The sequence below is a fragment of the Arenibacter sp. F20364 genome, from assembly GCF_023015905.1.
Taxonomy (GTDB): Bacteria; Bacteroidota; Bacteroidia; order Flavobacteriales; family Flavobacteriaceae; genus Arenibacter.
Map to the genome: position 1 here is coordinate 125,755 of NZ_JALKBD010000011.1, position 16,793 is coordinate 142,547.

General features: G+C 40.3%; 17 protein-coding genes. 14 read left to right on the forward strand and 3 right to left on the reverse strand.

Annotated elements, in window-relative coordinates:
• Positions 1-261 precede the first annotated feature (261 nt).
• Both MWU84_RS11255 and MWU84_RS11260 read right to left on the reverse strand, forming a co-directional pair.
• Positions 262-1,071, reverse strand: coding sequence for a ThuA domain-containing protein (locus MWU84_RS11255; RefSeq protein ID WP_246901579.1), 810 nt, complete (start codon positions 1,069-1,071; stop codon positions 262-264).
• Between the two features lie 233 nt (positions 1,072-1,304).
• Positions 1,305-2,195 (reverse strand): AraC family transcriptional regulator, encoded by an 891-nt coding sequence (locus MWU84_RS11260; protein WP_246901580.1) that lies wholly within the window; start codon positions 2,193-2,195, stop codon positions 1,305-1,307.
• Positions 2,196-2,399: 204 nt separating this feature from the next.
• Between MWU84_RS11260 and hemA the strand changes: the two genes are divergently transcribed.
• From hemA to MWU84_RS11330, 14 genes are all read left to right on the forward strand, one after another.
• Positions 2,400-3,656, forward strand: coding sequence for a glutamyl-tRNA reductase (gene hemA, locus MWU84_RS11265; RefSeq protein ID WP_246901581.1), 1,257 nt, complete (start codon positions 2,400-2,402; stop codon positions 3,654-3,656).
• Entirely contained in the window at positions 3,653-4,564 is a 912-nt protein-coding gene (gene hemC, locus MWU84_RS11270; RefSeq protein WP_246901582.1) for a hydroxymethylbilane synthase, read from the forward strand. Before hemA ends, hemC begins: the two co-directional genes overlap by 4 nt.
• A gap of 31 nt (positions 4,565-4,595) precedes the next feature.
• Positions 4,596-5,273 (forward strand): uroporphyrinogen-III synthase, encoded by a 678-nt coding sequence (locus MWU84_RS11275; RefSeq protein ID WP_246901583.1) that lies wholly within the window; start codon positions 4,596-4,598, stop codon positions 5,271-5,273.
• 85 nt (positions 5,274-5,358) lie between these two features.
• The gene (gene hemE / locus MWU84_RS11280; protein WP_246901584.1) at positions 5,359-6,390 is read left to right on the forward strand and encodes a uroporphyrinogen decarboxylase; all 1,032 of its coding nucleotides are present in this window, start codon (positions 5,359-5,361) and stop codon (positions 6,388-6,390) included.
• 173 nt (positions 6,391-6,563) lie between these two features.
• Complete coding sequence (locus MWU84_RS11285) at positions 6,564-7,313, forward strand: EI24 domain-containing protein (protein ID WP_246901585.1); 750 nt, start codon at positions 6,564-6,566, stop codon at positions 7,311-7,313.
• A gap of 57 nt (positions 7,314-7,370) precedes the next feature.
• Positions 7,371-8,273 carry an oxygen-dependent coproporphyrinogen oxidase gene (hemF, locus tag MWU84_RS11290; RefSeq protein WP_246901586.1) on the forward strand — a complete coding sequence of 301 codons (903 nt, stop codon included), beginning with the start codon at positions 7,371-7,373 and terminating at the stop codon, positions 8,271-8,273.
• A gap of 19 nt (positions 8,274-8,292) precedes the next feature.
• Positions 8,293-8,445: a hypothetical protein gene (locus MWU84_RS11295; RefSeq protein ID WP_246901587.1), complete on the forward strand. Its 153-nt coding sequence runs from the start codon at positions 8,293-8,295 to the stop codon at positions 8,443-8,445.
• A 69-nt stretch (positions 8,446-8,514) separates the two neighbouring features.
• The gene (locus MWU84_RS11300; protein WP_246901588.1) at positions 8,515-8,901 is read left to right on the forward strand and encodes a YchJ family metal-binding protein; all 387 of its coding nucleotides are present in this window, start codon (positions 8,515-8,517) and stop codon (positions 8,899-8,901) included.
• A gap of 75 nt (positions 8,902-8,976) precedes the next feature.
• Positions 8,977-9,951, forward strand: coding sequence for a porphobilinogen synthase (gene hemB / locus MWU84_RS11305; RefSeq protein ID WP_246901589.1), 975 nt, complete (start codon positions 8,977-8,979; stop codon positions 9,949-9,951).
• Between the two features lie 72 nt (positions 9,952-10,023).
• A complete protein-coding gene (locus MWU84_RS11310) occupies positions 10,024-10,536 on the forward strand; it encodes a DinB family protein (protein WP_246901590.1) in 513 nt (170 codons plus the stop codon).
• A gap of 10 nt (positions 10,537-10,546) precedes the next feature.
• Complete coding sequence (locus MWU84_RS11315) at positions 10,547-11,866, forward strand: serine hydrolase (protein ID WP_246901591.1); 1,320 nt, start codon at positions 10,547-10,549, stop codon at positions 11,864-11,866.
• 48 nt (positions 11,867-11,914) lie between these two features.
• A complete protein-coding gene (locus MWU84_RS11320) occupies positions 11,915-13,036 on the forward strand; it encodes a CNNM domain-containing protein (RefSeq protein ID WP_246901592.1) in 1,122 nt (373 codons plus the stop codon).
• Positions 13,036-13,509, forward strand: a complete 474-nt coding sequence (locus MWU84_RS11325; protein ID WP_246901593.1) for a methylated-DNA--[protein]-cysteine S-methyltransferase — start codon at positions 13,036-13,038, stop codon at positions 13,507-13,509. Before MWU84_RS11320 ends, MWU84_RS11325 begins: the two co-directional genes overlap by 1 nt.
• A gap of 308 nt (positions 13,510-13,817) precedes the next feature.
• Positions 13,818-14,531 carry a 3'-5' exonuclease gene (locus tag MWU84_RS11330; protein ID WP_246901594.1) on the forward strand — a complete coding sequence of 238 codons (714 nt, stop codon included), beginning with the start codon at positions 13,818-13,820 and terminating at the stop codon, positions 14,529-14,531.
• 25 nt (positions 14,532-14,556) lie between these two features.
• On the opposite strand, the gene MWU84_RS11335 is transcribed toward MWU84_RS11330, so the two are convergent.
• A complete protein-coding gene (locus tag MWU84_RS11335; protein ID WP_246901595.1) occupies positions 14,557-16,761 on the reverse strand; it encodes a S8 family serine peptidase in 2,205 nt (734 codons plus the stop codon).
• Positions 16,762-16,793: the final 32 nt, after the last annotated feature.

The window sequence follows — 16,793 nt, forward strand, 5'->3', positions numbered from 1 at the left end:
ATTTAATGGCCAATGGGCTCTTTCCGAACGACCTTTCCTTTTTTGGTCTGATATACGCCTTTACCAGACCCCGCCACAAAAATTCTATCGTAAAATTTAAACAAAAAAAGTCCTGCGAGGTTGTTGCCGACCCACTAAAAAAATAATTTAGTGTTGGTTGATTCGGTGTCGGTTAAACCTTGCAGGACTACAGTAAAGGTTGGTGGTTATTAAAAATTACAAAGTACTGGTATTAGACTTTATCTTGTAAGTGCCAGAGAATTAATTCCTCTTCAGGCAATATTCGATTCCGCCCACCAAATGTTGACGGAAATTAAGGTCATCAAAGGCTTCTTCCGTATGTCCCAACCCGGTATAGAAAGCACGGCCACCATCATACTCATGGTACCAAGCAATGGGATGGTTATCCCCATTTTTACCTCCCTCATAAGAGCTTTCATCCAGTTTCATAAGCACATTGAGATCTGGATTTATATTTTTATAATTGTACCATTCATCAAAATGGGTCCAAATATCAGCTAAATGTTTGGTTGAAGGATGGTTGCGGTCCACCACGTCTATCCTGGCAGTTTGTTGTTTGGGGTGACTCAAAAAATATGCCCCGACCAGTTTGTTATACCATGGCCATTCATATTCAGTATCTGCTGCAGCATGTACACCCATATAACTTCCGCCATTTTGTATGTATTTCTCAAATGCGGATTGTTCCGCATCACCCAACACATCCATGGTAGTGCTTAAAAAGACCACCAATTTAAATTTCTTAAGATTATCGCTGTTAAATTGAAGGGAATCTTCAGTGTGGGTAACGGCAAAATTATTGGCAACACCCAATTTCACGAAAGTGGCCACCCCTTTTTCTATAGATTTATGGCGAAACCCATTGGTCTTACTAAAAACCAACACCCGGTCCTTTGCCAAAATATTGGAGGAGATAATTTTTTCGGGCACTTTTACCGGTGCATTGTGTAAATTTGGGTTTATGGTAACTTCTTCTTGAATTTTGCTGCTACCGCATCCAATCATAACTACTAGTGCAATTAAGGCAATAGTACATTTATATAAGTGCATAAAAATTGTAGATTATCAATTTGAAGTTCTAAATATCCAAAATTTACTTCAACTAAACACAAAATTTACCATTATTTCAAAAATTAACTACAGTTTTCACAATAAGACCCCCACTTGTTAGAAATAAAATAACCATCTATATATGAAAGCCCTAATTTCAAACCTATTTAAAGATACATTCTATCCAAATCGCTATGAAGCAGACAGAGGGAGCACTTATATAAGTGAATAACCTAGGCATTTGCCAAGGACATAAGGTATTTTTTAGGGGTGGTACTATATTTTTTCTTGAAGGCGGCAATGAAGTGACTGGAGGTACTATATCCTACCTTTAGTCCAACCTCGTTTACGTTGTATTTGCCCGATTCCAACATTTTACGGGCATATTCCATTTTGTAATCGAATAAAAAACTATACACAGAATCGCCATAAATTTGCTTAAAGCCCTCCTTCAATTTTTTTAAACTCAATCCAATTTCTTCGGACAGATCCTGTAAGCTTGGCGGTTCGGCCATTCTTGAAATAATTATTTCCTTAGCCTTCCGAATACGCTTAACGTTGTCCTCATCCACCAAAAATGGACATTGTTCCACATCGGCGTCCTGACTTTTATTAAAATAGAGCGATATCAGTTCGTAAACCTTTCCTTTTATATACAGTTCTTTAATGGAAGGGTGCAGGTTATAATTCATAACCTGGCTCAGCACTACGGCGATTGCAGGGGATACGGCCTCTTGGGAGTAATATTTCTTATCCTTATTGTCCGCACTTAAAAAAGGAATATAATCGGCCTCCTTGGAAAACAAGGAGTGGAATTTACGGATGGTCATTATTATGGAGACCATCCAGGAATTGGAATTTAAAACAAGGTTAAGTGGTAAATCTACTTGGGTATTGTACAATAATAGTGAGTTATCTTCATTCACCTCCAAGGCATACCTACCCTCATTAAAAATAAACTTGGCACCACCCTTTAAACAGAAATGGAATTGTATAAAGGAACTGTCTATTTTTCGGGTAACCGTCTGGTTATGAATACCATCATTTTGAATTTTCAACACATAGAACCCATCTTCAATAAATACTTCCTCGAATGACCCTTGAGCGATATTTTCTTCCTCCATGTCGACTTTATATTAAAACTATCTATTTAGAAACATTCTAAATTGTCAATTATGCAATTCCCCTTAACACTGCTAAAATATACTATTTCAAGGGTTTTAACCCCTAAAATAGCGTTAAAAAACCACAAACGATACTAATTGTTCCTCTAGCGTTATTTTTATAAGTATGATGCTATTATTTTTGTGTCGCTCTCAAGAGTACTCATGAAAGAATATCATATTTCCAAACATAATTCATTTTATACCATAGGCCTTAACTACAAAAAGGCCGATGCAGAAGTGCGTGGTAAATTTAGCCTGGACGAGAATGCCATAGACCGCCTATTGGAGCAGGCAAAACTAATAGGCCTTGATGGGCTATTGGTAACTTCTACCTGTAACCGTACCGAACTGCATGGATTTGCCCAGCATCCTTATCAACTAATAAAATTGTTGTGTGATAATACACAGGGAACCGTGGAGGAATTCCAGGAAGTGGCCTATGTTTACAAAAATAACGACGCCATAAACCATCTCTTTAGGATGGGAACAGGATTGGACAGCCAAATTTTGGGCGACTTCGAAATTATTAGTCAATTACGACAAAGCTTCAATCGTTCAAAAAAGCAAAACATTGCCAACCCCTTCCTGGAGCGTTTGTGCAATTCGGTCATCCAAGCTAGTAAGAGAATAAAAAACGAAACCGATATTTCTTCGGGTGCCACTTCGGTAGCCTTTGCATCGGTACAGTATATTATAAACAATATCCCCGACATATCCGAAAAAAACATACTGTTATTCGGGACTGGAAAAATAGGAAGAAATACTTGCGAAAATTTAATAAAGCATACCAAGAATTCCCACATCACCCTTATTAACCGTACTAAGGACAAGGCGGAGCGAATAGCGGGTAAATTTAATCTGGTAGTCAAAAATTACGGAGACCTCCAGACGGAAATCCGCAACACCGATGTACTGATTGTAGCCACAGGCGCCCATTCACCTACCATATCCAAAGAGTTGATATACACCAAAAAACCTTTGCTGATCTTGGACCTGTCCATTCCAAAAAATGTATCGGACAACGTTACGGATTTGGACAATGTTACCGTTATACATTTGGATCACTTGTCCCAAATGACGGATGATACCTTGGAGAAAAGAAAAGAATCCGTGCCTCAGGCAGAAGTAATTATTGAAGAAGTAAAGGACGAATTTATAAAATGGTTGGAAACCAGAAAGTTTGCCCCGGTTATCAAGGCGCTTAAGAAAAAATTGAAGACCATGAAGGATGAGGAATTGGATTTCCAAAGCAAAAAGCTTTCCGATTTCAATTCCGTACAGGCCGATATTATTTCCGAACGCATTATTCAGAAAATTACCAAACAATTTGCCAATCACCTTAAAGATACCGAAATAGATTCCAATACCAGTTTAGAGCTTATACAACGAGTTTTTCAACTAGAATTGGAGACTAAATGAGTAAAATAATACGCATTGGCACCCGCGACAGTCAGTTGGCCCTATGGCAAGCACATACTGTTCGGGATCAATTGGAAGCCCTTGGCTATGAGACCGAAATAATTTCCGTTAAATCTACCGGAGACCTACTTTTGGAAAAGCCCCTGTACGAGTTGGGTATCACTGGAATATTTACCAAAACTTTGGATATCGCCATGATCAATGGCAACATTGACATTGCTGTACATTCCATGAAAGATGTACCAACGCGACTACCTAAGGGAATTGTTCAAAGTGCTGTACTACCCAGAGCAAATACACAAGATATCTTGGTCTACAAAGATTTGGAATTTTTAAACTCCAACGGTACCATTGCCACTGGGAGCTTACGTAGACAGGCGCAATGGTTAAACAAATACCCTTCCCATAAGGTGGTAGACCTAAGGGGAAACGTTAATACACGACTTCAAAAACTTCAGGACAATCATTGGAACGGAGCCATATTTGCCAAGGCCGGTTTGGAGCGCATAGAAGTACTGCCCCAGAACCATATAGACCTGGATTGGATGGTTCCTGCACCGGCCCAAGGGGCTATGGTTGTAGTTAGTATGGAAAACGATGCGTTTTCAACAGAAGCAGTCCGTAAATTGAACGATTCTGCTACGGATATATGTACCCATGTGGAAAGGGAGTTTCTACAAGTATTGGAAGGGGGTTGCACCGCACCCATTGGCGCCTTGGCCAACATAGAAAAAGGGAAGCTTTATTTTGAAGGAATATTGTTATCCTTGAACGGGACACAGAAATTATCGGTTAAAAAAGCCATCCCCTCCCACGATTATATCAACTTTGGCAAGTCCTGCGCCTTGGAAATATTGAACAATGACGGTAAAGAAATGATGAAAAAGATTAAAAAGGAACTGGCCTAACCCCTGCTTGGGAACTAGAAACCAAAGTACCATGAGCATCAGCATTCTATCCACAAAAATCCTGACATCAGCCCAAAAATTTGTCTTGACCAATGCCGATATTCGGTTGGAAGAATATGATGCCATAAAGATTGAGTACAAAACAACCTACATAGATCCAAGTTTCAAAAATATTATCTTCACCAGCCAGAATACCGTTAAGGCCTTTTTACAAACAATGGGCACGCAAAACGTCAAAAAAGCTAATTATTCAGCATTTTGCGTAGGTGAAAAAACGAAATCGCTTTTAGAAAAGAATAGCGTAAATGTCGTAGAAATGGCCCAATATGGAGAAGAATTGGCCAAAATAATACTAGAAAAGCATGCAAACAAAACCTTTTTGTTCTTGTGTGGGGACAAAAGACGGAATGAAATTCCCTCTTTCCTAACAAAAAATAAGGTAACATTTAAGGAACAGATCGTATACCAAAATAATCCAAATCCCATTACCTTTAGCACCGAATTTGATGGCATACTTTTTTTTAGCCCTAGTGGTATAGAAAGTTATACGGCCAAGAATAATATAGAAAATAGTGTTGCTTTTTGCATTGGCACCACCACTGCCTCCGAAGCGCAAAAGCACGCCAAAAAGATTATTATTGCCCAAAAACCAACGATAGAAAGTGTCTTGGAAAAGGTATTAGCGTATATAAAGACAAAAAATAATTAGTAATGGCCTATTTACGGGACATCCACAAATTGTGAATTGGTGGAAATACAGTAAACTAATAAGGTAATAAGTACAGCTATAAATTATGAGTATAAAAAACGATTTATTCTTAAGAGCATTAAAAGGAGAAACCGTAGAGCGCCCACCGGTTTGGATGATGCGCCAGGCAGGAAGGTATTTACCGGAATTTATGGCCATTCGGGAGAAATATGATTTTTTTACCCGCTGTAGGACTCCAGAACTGGCCAGTGAGATTACCGTACAACCCATCCGGAGGTACGGCATGGATGCCGCTATTTTGTTCAGCGATATTTTGGTAATTCCCCAGGCAATGAATATAGAAGTGCAGATGAAACCCAATTTTGGACCTTATCTGCCAAACCCCATACAGGATCAAAAAGGAGTGGATGAAGTTATAGTCCCTGACGTAAATGTGGAATTGGATTATGTTATGCAAGCCATAAAGGCCACCAAAGAGCTCTTGAATAACGATATCCCCCTGATCGGTTTCGCCGGTTCCCCATGGACCATACTATGCTATGTGGTCCAAGGGCAGGGAAGCAAGACCTTTGACAAGGCCAAGGAGTTTTGTTTCACCAATCCAGTGGCCGCCCATCAGCTACTTCAAAAAATCACCGATACTACCATAGCCTATCTAAAGGCAAAAGTTAAGGCAGGCGTAAATGCCGTGCAGGTTTTCGATTCCTGGGGAGGTATGTTATCCCCTGTGGATTACCAGGAATTTTCATTTCAATATATACAACAGATTATAGATGCCCTTAAAGAGGAGGCGCCCGTAATCGTCTTTGGAAAGGGATGCTGGTTTGCCTTGGGCGATATGGCCAAATCAGGTGCCGCAGCCCTGGGAGTGGACTGGACCTGTTCGGCAAGAAATGCGCGCTACCTTTCTGGTGGTAATATTACCCTGCAAGGTAATTTTGATCCTGCCAGATTGCTTTCGCCCACAGCAGTGATCAAAAAAATGGTCACCCAAATGATCAATGAATTTGGAAAGGATAAATATGTGGTGAACCTTGGTCATGGAATCCTGCCCAATGTGCCCTTGGACAATGCCAAGGCCTTTATAGATGCGGTAAAAGAGTACGGTCAAAAATAATAGGGGCGTATCCCTTCTTCCCCTTTTCAGGGAAAAAAGGGTCGCGCTTTCCGTTATATCTTTTAATTTTGTGGAACGGTTGTATTGTTTATTAAGAACCCTACATTGGATATCACCAAATATTCCAAAAAATAAAAGGATGTCACTGCAATCGCTTACGCAAAACCAAAAGTATGATCAAAAATATACTTAGTGGTATTAAAGCCTATTCCGGCACCTTGAAAATCATCTCCCAATTGGGACTTTGGAAATATTTTTGGATTCCCATCCTTATCAGTTTTGCAACAGCAATACTCATTTTTTCCTCGGCCTATGCCTTATCCGACAATATTGGTGGATTTCTTTCGCAATGGTGGACTTGGGATTGGGGGAAACAAACTGCAATACTGATCAGTGAAATATTTAGTGGCCTGCTAATTATTGCTTTGGGCTTAATCCTGTACAAACATATTGTTATGGCCTTATCGGCCCCTTTTATGAGTCCTGTATCCGACAAAATAGAGGCCCATTTATTGGGAAAACAAATAGAAAACCATAGAGACACCAATTTTACGCAACAACTCTGGCGTGGAATCCGTATCAACCTAAGAAATTTAAGTATGGAAATCCTGCTGACCATTCCCATCATTTTAATAGGTCTAATACCTGTTATAGGACTGCTATCCACCATCCTCCTATTTTTGGTTCAAGGGTATTATGCAGGATTTGGGAATATGGACTATACCTTGGAGCGACATTTTAAGTATAGTGAAAGTATAAAGTTTGTAAGCAGAAACAAAGGTGTTGCCATTGGCAATGGCATTGTATTTATGCTCTTTCTCTTTATTCCTGTGATCGGTGTTATCTTGGTCTTGCCCTTATCCGTAACGGCTGCCACTGTTAAGACGGTAGAACTTTTGAAATTGGAAAGAGAAATTGGCTGATACTAGACCTGCAAGGTTTTAAAAACCTTGCAGGTCTGAAAAACGAAAAGAAGAAACATGAAAGATAAATTTTACGCTTACATTCAACAACTACAAGATACCATAACCGGCAAATTGGAAGCGGTGGATGGTCTAGCCAAATTCAAAGAAGACCTATGGGAAAGACCTGAAGGCGGGGGCGGACGATCCAGGGTCATAGAAAATGGTGCTGTTTTTGAAAAAGGCGGTGTAAACATCTCTGCCGTTCATGGTGCCTTGCCAAAAAGCATGCAAAACTATTTTGGGGTACAGGATGCCGATTTTTTTGCCTGTGGCCTAAGCCTTGTTATTCACCCCAAAAACCCCATGGTACCAACCGTACATGCCAATTGGCGCTATTTTGAAATGTACGATAAGCAAGGTAAATTGGTAGACCAATGGTTTGGGGGCGGACAAGACCTTACCCCATACTACTTGTTTGATGAGGATGCCAAACACTTTCATAAGGTTTGCAAAGAGGCTTGTGATAAACATAATCCAGATTTCTACTCCACCTATAAGACAAAGTGCGATGATTATTTCTGGAACACCCATAGGAACGAGGCTCGTGGTGTCGGGGGCCTATTTTACGATTACTGCAAAGCTACCGACATCATGAACATGGAAGATTGGTACAATTTTGAAACGGAAGTAGGCAATAGCTTCTTGGAGGCCTATGTGCCAATTGTTGAGAAAAGAAAGGATTTGCCCTTTACCAAAGAACAGCGGGATTGGCAGGAAATCCGTCGTGGCCGATATGTAGAGTTTAACCTGGTTCATGACAAGGGAACCTTGTTCGGGCTTAAGACCAATGGCAGAATAGAAAGTATCCTTATGAGTCTACCCCCACATGTGCAATGGGTTTATGACCATCACCCAGAAAAAGGTAGCGAAGAAGAACGTCTGCTAAAGGTATTGGAAAAACCCAAAGACTGGGTATAACAAAACTAAACAAAATACTATGGGCAAAAAAGGCAAGGAAAAAAATACGGTCAACAAGGCAAAACATACCAAACTCCTTAACCGAAAAAAGAACAAACTCAAAAAAGAGAAGGAAACCCGGAAAGAACGACTAAAGACTATTATGGCCAATCATCGGGAACAAAAAAAATAAGGAGGAAAAGAAGTAGCTAATTTTAGTACCGCCGTCTTAGGCCAAAAATAATTTATTAAACACAAAAATATGGATTGCCCCTGTGGATCCCATAAGCCCTATGCCGATTGCTGTGGTAAGGCACATAAAGACATTTCAACCGCAACCACTGCAGAACAGTTGATGCGTTCCCGGTATTCCGCCTTTGTATTGGGCAATGGCAATTATTTGATGGATAGTCATCACAGCTCTACCAGGCCTACTAAGGAAAAGAAAGCTATTGAAGTTTGGGCCAAGTCCGTCAGTTGGATCAGGTTGGAAGTTTTGGACAAGGAAAAGGGAAGAATAAACGACCAAAAAGGTACCGTAACCTTTAATGCATATTTTTTTGAAAATGGCAAGGTAGAGGTCATTCATGAAAAGTCGGAATTTGTAAAGGAAAACGGTCTGTGGATGTATCTGGGTTTGGCGAAATAATGAACGGAATAACCAATTCACCTTATACAATTTAGGACTTGTTCCATTATCTTTGAATCTCAAAATAAACATAAAATGTACCCACTTAGAAGAAATAGAAGATTACGCACCAATGAGTCTATTAGAGCTCTGGTCCGCGAAACCATTATCTCGCCAAATGATTTTTTAGTGCCTCTATTTGTTGTAGAGGGAAAAGGAGTTAAGGAGGAAATAGCATCCATGCCCAACTACTACCGATATAGCTTGGATCTCTTGGAAAAGGAAGTAAAAGAACTTTGGACCATGGGACTTAGGTCGGTTTTGTTGTTCGTTAAGGTCCCGGACCATTTAAAGGACAATAAGGGCAAGGAAGCGGTAAATCCAAAAGGCTTGATGCAAAGGGCCATTAAAACAGTTAAAAATACCTGTCCGGAGATGTTGGTTATGACCGATGTGGCCTTGGATCCCTATTCCTCTTACGGTCATGATGGAATTGTAGAGGACGGACAGATCGTCAACGACGATACCGTAGAGGTTTTGGCCAGTATGAGCGTGAGCCATGCGGAAGCAGGGGCCGATTTTGTAGCGCCCAGCGATATGATGGACGGTAGGATAGTGAGTATTAGGGAAGCTTTGGAAGACGAAGGGTTTATAGATACAGGAATCATGAGCTATAGTGCCAAATATGCCAGTGCATTCTACGGTCCCTTTAGGGATGCCTTGGATTCGGCCCCAGGTTTTGGCGATAAAAAGACCTATCAAATGGATTATGCCAATAGGTTTGAAGCAATAAAGGAAACTGAAATGGACATTGATGAAGGTGCAGATATCGTTATGGTAAAGCCCGGCCTATGCTATTTGGATATTGTTAGGGAAATAAAAAATGAGGTGGATGTTCCCGTAGCGGTATACCAGGTGTCCGGGGAATATGCTATGGTAAAGGCCGCAGCCGAAAAGGGCTGGCTGGATCATGATGCCGTAATGATGGAACAGTTGACCGCCATTAAAAGGGCCGGGGCCAATATTATTGCCAGTTATTTTGCCAAGGATGTAGTACGTGTATTGGGATAGATCGGCCAATCCCCTTCAAACATTGCCGTTGCTAATTGGATATTGAGACACCTCAATTTATGCTATTGTTAAATGAAAAAATTACTTTTTATACTTATCTGTCTTTTTATGGTTACGATGCAGTCCCAAGACCTTGTTATTCCCACCTTTTTGGAGAAATGGGAAAATTCAAAAACTTATTTGGTCGCCATAGCGGAAGCCATGCCTTCAGAGAAATATGATTTTAAACCTACAGCAAGACAAAAGGGTTTTCAAGATCAATTGCTGCACATAAAAAGCAATATGGATTGGTTGGGCATCACCTATTTTGGTGACCCAAAATCTGACAAGAACAGTACCAATAATTCCAAATTAACAAAAGAAGAAACCATACGTCTATTAATTGATGGCTTTGATCAGGTTAGTGCTATTTTGAAAAATACCCCAAGCAATGAACTTATGGAAAAGGTTGATTTCTTTGCCGGTGAAAAAACAAAATTACAGATACTAAATCTGTTACAGGACCATGTAACCCATCATCGGGGACAATTAATAGTATATTTAAATCTCAATAATATTGAACCCCCAAAATATGTGGGTTGGTAACTAAATCACTATGAAAAAAAGTAACTATGCTGCTGTTATTATACTCTTAAGTATATTTTTTAATGTACAGCTCTTAGCCGCACAAGCAACTAACCCGGATATCCTAAGCTATGATAACCCGTCCGCTCTAGGAATGGATTCATTGTTCATCCACTCCAAGGTAGATTCCATAATGACCTTTGCCATTGAAGAAGAAGCTTTCCCTGGAGCACAGGTATTAGTGGCCAAAAATAACAAGATCATCTTCCATAAGGCCTACGGATTTCATACCTATGACAGTGTTCAACCTGTTGGCCTAACGGACATATACGATTTGGCATCGGTGACAAAAATAATGGGCCCATTGCCTGCCTTAATGAAATTACATGATGAAGGAAAACTGGATTTGGATGCTCCCTTTAGTACCCTCTGGCCAAAATGGGAAAATAGAAAGGATAAAAAGACCTTGACCATAAGGGAAGTCTTTGCGCATCAGGCGGGATTGGTCCCCTATATCATCTTCCTTCAAGAAGTAATGAAAAAAAATGGTTCGGTAAAAAAACGTTTTATAAGAAATGCTCCAAGTGACCGATTTAACACTAGAGTTTATGATAATATCTATATCAAAAATAGGTTTAAGAACAAAATTTATCGAAAGATCAACAGGTCAAAAGTGTCCAACATTAAGAAATATAAATATTCGGGGCTTACCTTTTTGTTATATCCCGAAATCATTTCACGATTGACCAATACGGACTACGAAACCTATGTAACCCAAAACTTTTATGCTCCTTTGGGGGCCACCACGCTGGGCTTCAATCCCAAAACCAAAAATTATCCAAATAAAATTGTCCCAACGGAAATGGACACCTTGTTTAGGCATGAACTGACCAAAGATTGGGTCCATGATGAAAACGCAGCACTATTGGGCGGGGTATCAGGAAACGCCGGTCTTTTTGCCACAGCTACAGATTTGGCAAAAATGATGCAGATGTATATGAATTATGGGAGCTATGGAGGAAGGCGTTATATATCCGAGGCCACTGTGAGGGAATTTACTAAAGTCCAATATCCAGAAAATGAAAACAGAAGGGGTCTAATATTCGATAAACCTGACCTCAATAACCAAGAGCTTACCTTGGCGGATTCATATCCCGCCCCGAGTGCAAGTCCGGACAGTTTTGGACATAGTGGGTTTACAGGCACCTTTGTATGGGCAGATCCCAAAACGCAATTGGTATATATTTTTCTATCCAACCGGGTATATCCCAGCAGGACCCATAGTAATATTTCCAAATACAATATTCGCTCTGCAGTACAACAGGTATTTTACGATGCTATTGTTAATTGACACGTGGATTTCTTAATTTAGTGGTACATTAGTTTTTTATACTTTTTTATGGGTTTACTATTATTTTATGCACTTATTTCCATCCTTATATCCTTCTTATGCTCAATTTTGGAAGCGGTACTTTTAAGTGTTCCGCAAACCTTTATCAATCTGCAGAAAAAGGAAGGTAAATCTTTTGCCAATGACTTGGAGACCTTAAAAAAAGATGTGGACAAACCTCTCATTGCCATCCTCACTTTAAATACCATCGCACACACGGTCGGGGCCATTTTAGTGGGAGTACAGGCAAAAGTTGCCTATGCAGAACTCTATGGCAATACTGAAAAAACCCTTTTTGGAATTCAATTTTCAGAAGCCGGCATGGTCGGCTTGGTTTCTACCGTTATGACCGTTCTTATTTTAGTGGCCTCAGAGATAATCCCCAAGACCATAGGAGCTACCTATTGGAAACAATTGGCCCACGCCTCTACCACATCCTTAAAGTTAATGGTATGGGCGCTTAAATGGACCGGAATACTATGGCTATTACAGCTTTTTACAAGACTGGTTGGGAAAAAAGGCGTTCATGGAAGTGTATTTAGTAGGGAAGATTTTAGCGCCATGACCGATATTGCCCACGAGGAAGGCGTTTTTCAAGAGTCGGAATCCACTATCATTAGAAACCTATTAAATTTCGAAGAAATTAAGGCAAAGGACGTTATGACCCCTAGAGCGGTGGTAAAAATAGCCTCAGAATCAGCGACCATTAAGGAATTTTATGATGCCAACCCCAAAATGCAATTTTCAAGGATTCCAGTGTATAGTAAGAAAATGGACAATATCACCGGATTTGTGCTAAAAGATATGATTCTGGAGGAAATAATAAAGAAAAATGGCAGCTCGCCCTTATCCAGTATTAAGAGAGAGATACTGGTAAGCAATAGACAAACTCCCATTCCTGAGCTGTTGGAAACCTTTATATCAACAAGAGAACATATATCCCTTGTTGTAGATGAATATGGCTCGATTAGCGGGGTAGTAACTATGGAAGATGTTTTGGAGACCCTTTTGGGTCTCGAAATTATGGACGAAAGCGACAGTGTGGAAAACTTACAGCACCTAGCCCGCAAAAATTGGAACGAACGGGCAAAACGTCTGGGGATTATCCAAGATAAAAGCAAGGAGGAATAATGGAAACCGTATTTATAAATACTCCTTTGGGAATTGCAAAAATTGAAGGCGATGAAAATGGATTAACAGGTATCACTGTTTTTGATACTGATGAAAAGATATCCGATATTGTTCCAGAACTACTCGAAGATGCGGTATATCAACTTCAGGAATATTTTGAAGGTACCCGAAAGGAATTTAGTTTAACCCTCAACCCCGAAGGAACAGAATTTCAAAAAAAGGTTTGGCAAGCCCTACTACAAATACCCTATGGCAAAACAGTTTCCTACCTGGAATTATCCAAATCCTTGGGTGATGTTAAAGCTATTAGGGCTGTGGCTTCCGCCAATGGCCAGAATCCGCTATGGATCATTGTCCCATGTCACAGGGTAATTGGCAGTGATGGCTCCTTAACTGGATATGCCGGGGGACTCCACCGCAAAAAGTGGCTTTTGGAACATGAAAGCCCCGTAAAACAACAAACTCTTTTTTAATTTTAACAGACCCTGGGGTTTGTGGTTGATCTCCAAGGGCCATAATTTAAAGCCGCTGCGGTCTTACACCGATAAAGCGGTGTACTTTATGGAAGTCTCCCCTATCCAAATTTTGGATTTAGAGTTGCCTACCAACCGTGTGGTCGGTTCTTGCACTCTTGTACAATAAAGGGCACTTTTAAGAATTGCCTCTTATTTATTTGGTAAAATACCCTTTTCAACGGTTATAAAATTGTTCGTATATTTATGATTATGGCTTAGTTTCATAAAATTACGGATCAGTAAATAATGTCTTAAAGCAACTTTGGATGTTACACAAAATTAATTTGGAACACATACTCTTTTTGGACATAGAAACGGTTCCGGAAGAAGAGAATTTCAATGAGCTGGACGAAACCAAAAAAGAACTCTGGGAACATAAGTCGCACTACCAGCGAAAAGACGAATTTACCGCCGAAGAATATTATGACCGTGCCGGAATTTGGGCAGAATTTGGAAAGATCGTTACAATATCCGTTGGGTATTTTAATTTTAAAGGAAACAATCGAACGTTTAGGGTTACTTCTTTTTACGGGGAAGAACCCACGATACTCAAAGATTTTAAGAATTTATTGGACACCCACTTCAATCGTCCCCATCACCTATTGTGCGGCCACAATGGCAAAGAATTCGATTTTCCATATATAGCTAGACGTATGATCATCAACAAGGTGGATTTACCCAACAAACTGGACCTATTTGGAAAGAAACCTTGGGAAATAGCGCATTTGGATACCATGGAGCTTTGGAAATTTGGTGACTATAAGCATTACACCTCCCTAAAGCTAATGGCCAATATCTTAGGGATTCCCTCTCCAAAAGAAGATATAGATGGCAGTATGGTAAAAGCCGTTTACTATAAAGATAAAGATTTGGATCGCATTGTGAAATACTGTGAATTGGACGTAATCACCACAGCTCAGGTATTCTTACGCTTGCGAAATGATGAACTATTGGATGAAAGTGAAGTTAAAAGAATATAGACAGCATCAATTGCCTCTTTCCTAATTAGGATTTATAGAACTTAATCGATTTTGAGCCTTCCAAATCAGCTAAGGTCAGCACATAAAGCCCTGAGGTTAAGTCGGCAATATGAATTTTCTTTTGCTCCGCCTTACCAGATTTTACCACGGTACCGTTAAGGGATACTATTTTGTACATGGCATCTTCGGAGATATCGCCATTAATGGTCATTGAAGTCTGCACGGGATTGGGAAAAATGGAAAACTGTACTTCCAAAGTTAAGGTTCCATATTCCATATAATCCATAAGTTCAGTCTCAGATCCCTTAAAGGTAAATTCGTATTCTTCACTATAATCGGAACTTATGTTTTCGGAACAATAGGTTTTCATCCTGAGAGTATAATCCGTTCCCTCAACTAAATTTTGCAGGTCAATATAGTGGTCAAAAGTTGTTTCCACCTTCCATTCGTTACTACCTTTCTCTTTATATTCAATTTGGAAAAGTGCATCTGTATTGGCCGTCCAGTTGAGTGTAACCCCAGTTTCATCAGTTGTGGTCAGTTCAACATCTTCCGGCGTAACCAAAACACAATCGGTAAGGGCAATTCCAGTAACAATGATCGAAAAATTCTGGGGCCCTTGGTTCAGGGTATTTTTATGGGTTACTGTAATGGTATAATCACCCTTGGCATTCTTAATGTCTATCCTTTCAAATGGATCTACTTTATTGTCTCCGTTAACAGCAGGAGCATCCGCCTGGGCTACATTGAGCTTCCATGGCAAAAATGTCTTACCGTCCTTGGTGATACGAATATCCAAATCATTGACGAGGGCGGCCGTCATATCATTTAAGGTCCCTGAATTAACCGCTCCAGTAGCAGGATCTGTCCAGGAAATAGATGCCGATAGAGGCTCTGTTCCGTTTGCCGTCACCGTATAGGTCTTGGTTTCACCTTCAAAAAGTGTTTCTTCCGAAATCATGGAAGAAAATTCCTTATTGGCTATCACCTCTACAGCCGATTTTGAGTTGATAATGCCCCACCCCATTTTATAATCAGGTCCTGTGGAATCAACATCATCGGCACTGTGCAATACCAAACCCTTTAAAGTAGCTGCCTTCATAAAAATACCTTCCATTTGTTCATGATATTCCTGGATCAACAACATGGATCCTGTTACTCCCGGGGTAGCTACGGATGTTCCATTAGCGGTTTCATATCTACTGTCGTTCGCAATACCAGTAGTGTAAATATTGGTACCATAAGCAGCAATGTCGGGCTTAATACGTCCATCATCAACAGGTCCAAAACTGGAATAGGAAGTGACTGAAGCTCTTTTTAACTGCCCTTGCTCATTGGTTTCAATATCGGCTGCTGCAACGGTAACTCCGTTTTTGGAAGTTGCAAATCCCAACATCAAATCAAAACCTTTGGAAGCAGATCCAAAAATGGGAGCCTCGTTATCCTGGTTTTTTTGGGAATTTCCTGCAGCAGTCACCATTAAATAATAGGGAGCATTGTACATAATCTTGTCCCAATCCCTAGAAACTTGGATATATGATCCAAAATACCAATCTGGCACACGATCAGACATAATTCCGTAGGAGTGGTTGGATAACAACAAGCCCTCTGCCGCCATTTCTGCGACTTCAATTTTATCTCTCCTCCAATCATTGGAAACCGCCTTAGCCTTGTACGCGACCCCTTTGGACTTTTTGTCCAATCCGGCGGCTACCAAAATACCGGTTACCCTAGTGGCATGCGAATCCACAATTTCACTCTGATCCAACGTCTGTACCCTATTTTCAAACTCTTTGTGGTTTGTTAAGACCGCTCCTGCGTCCCATACCCCCACCAACATATTCTCTCCATTAATTCCTAAATCCAACAAACCATTATCATGTAAGGCATTAGCCCTGGTAGCAGTATTTAGTTCAGTGCTGAAGGTACTGTAATACAGTGGTGTTCCGTCGTCGCCTATGGAAGTAAGCTCGCTGAAATTTCCGTCAGCCGTTCTTTCCGTCAATTTCCAGCCATTGGTCTTGGCTGCCTGTAACAAGGTATTGTTCTCTTTGGTAAAATCCTTTTTAAGGTCATTGGTAAACACGCCCAATTTTGAGCTACGATACTTATCCTTAATTACATGGATTTGTTTTTCGGTTTGAGCAAACGAGCTATAGGTAGCAAGACAAAAAGCTACTGGAAGTAGACACTTGCTAATCTTTAACAAAGTAAGGTTTGCGTAAGCCATGACAAAGTTTATAGTAAGATTTGGACTACAAA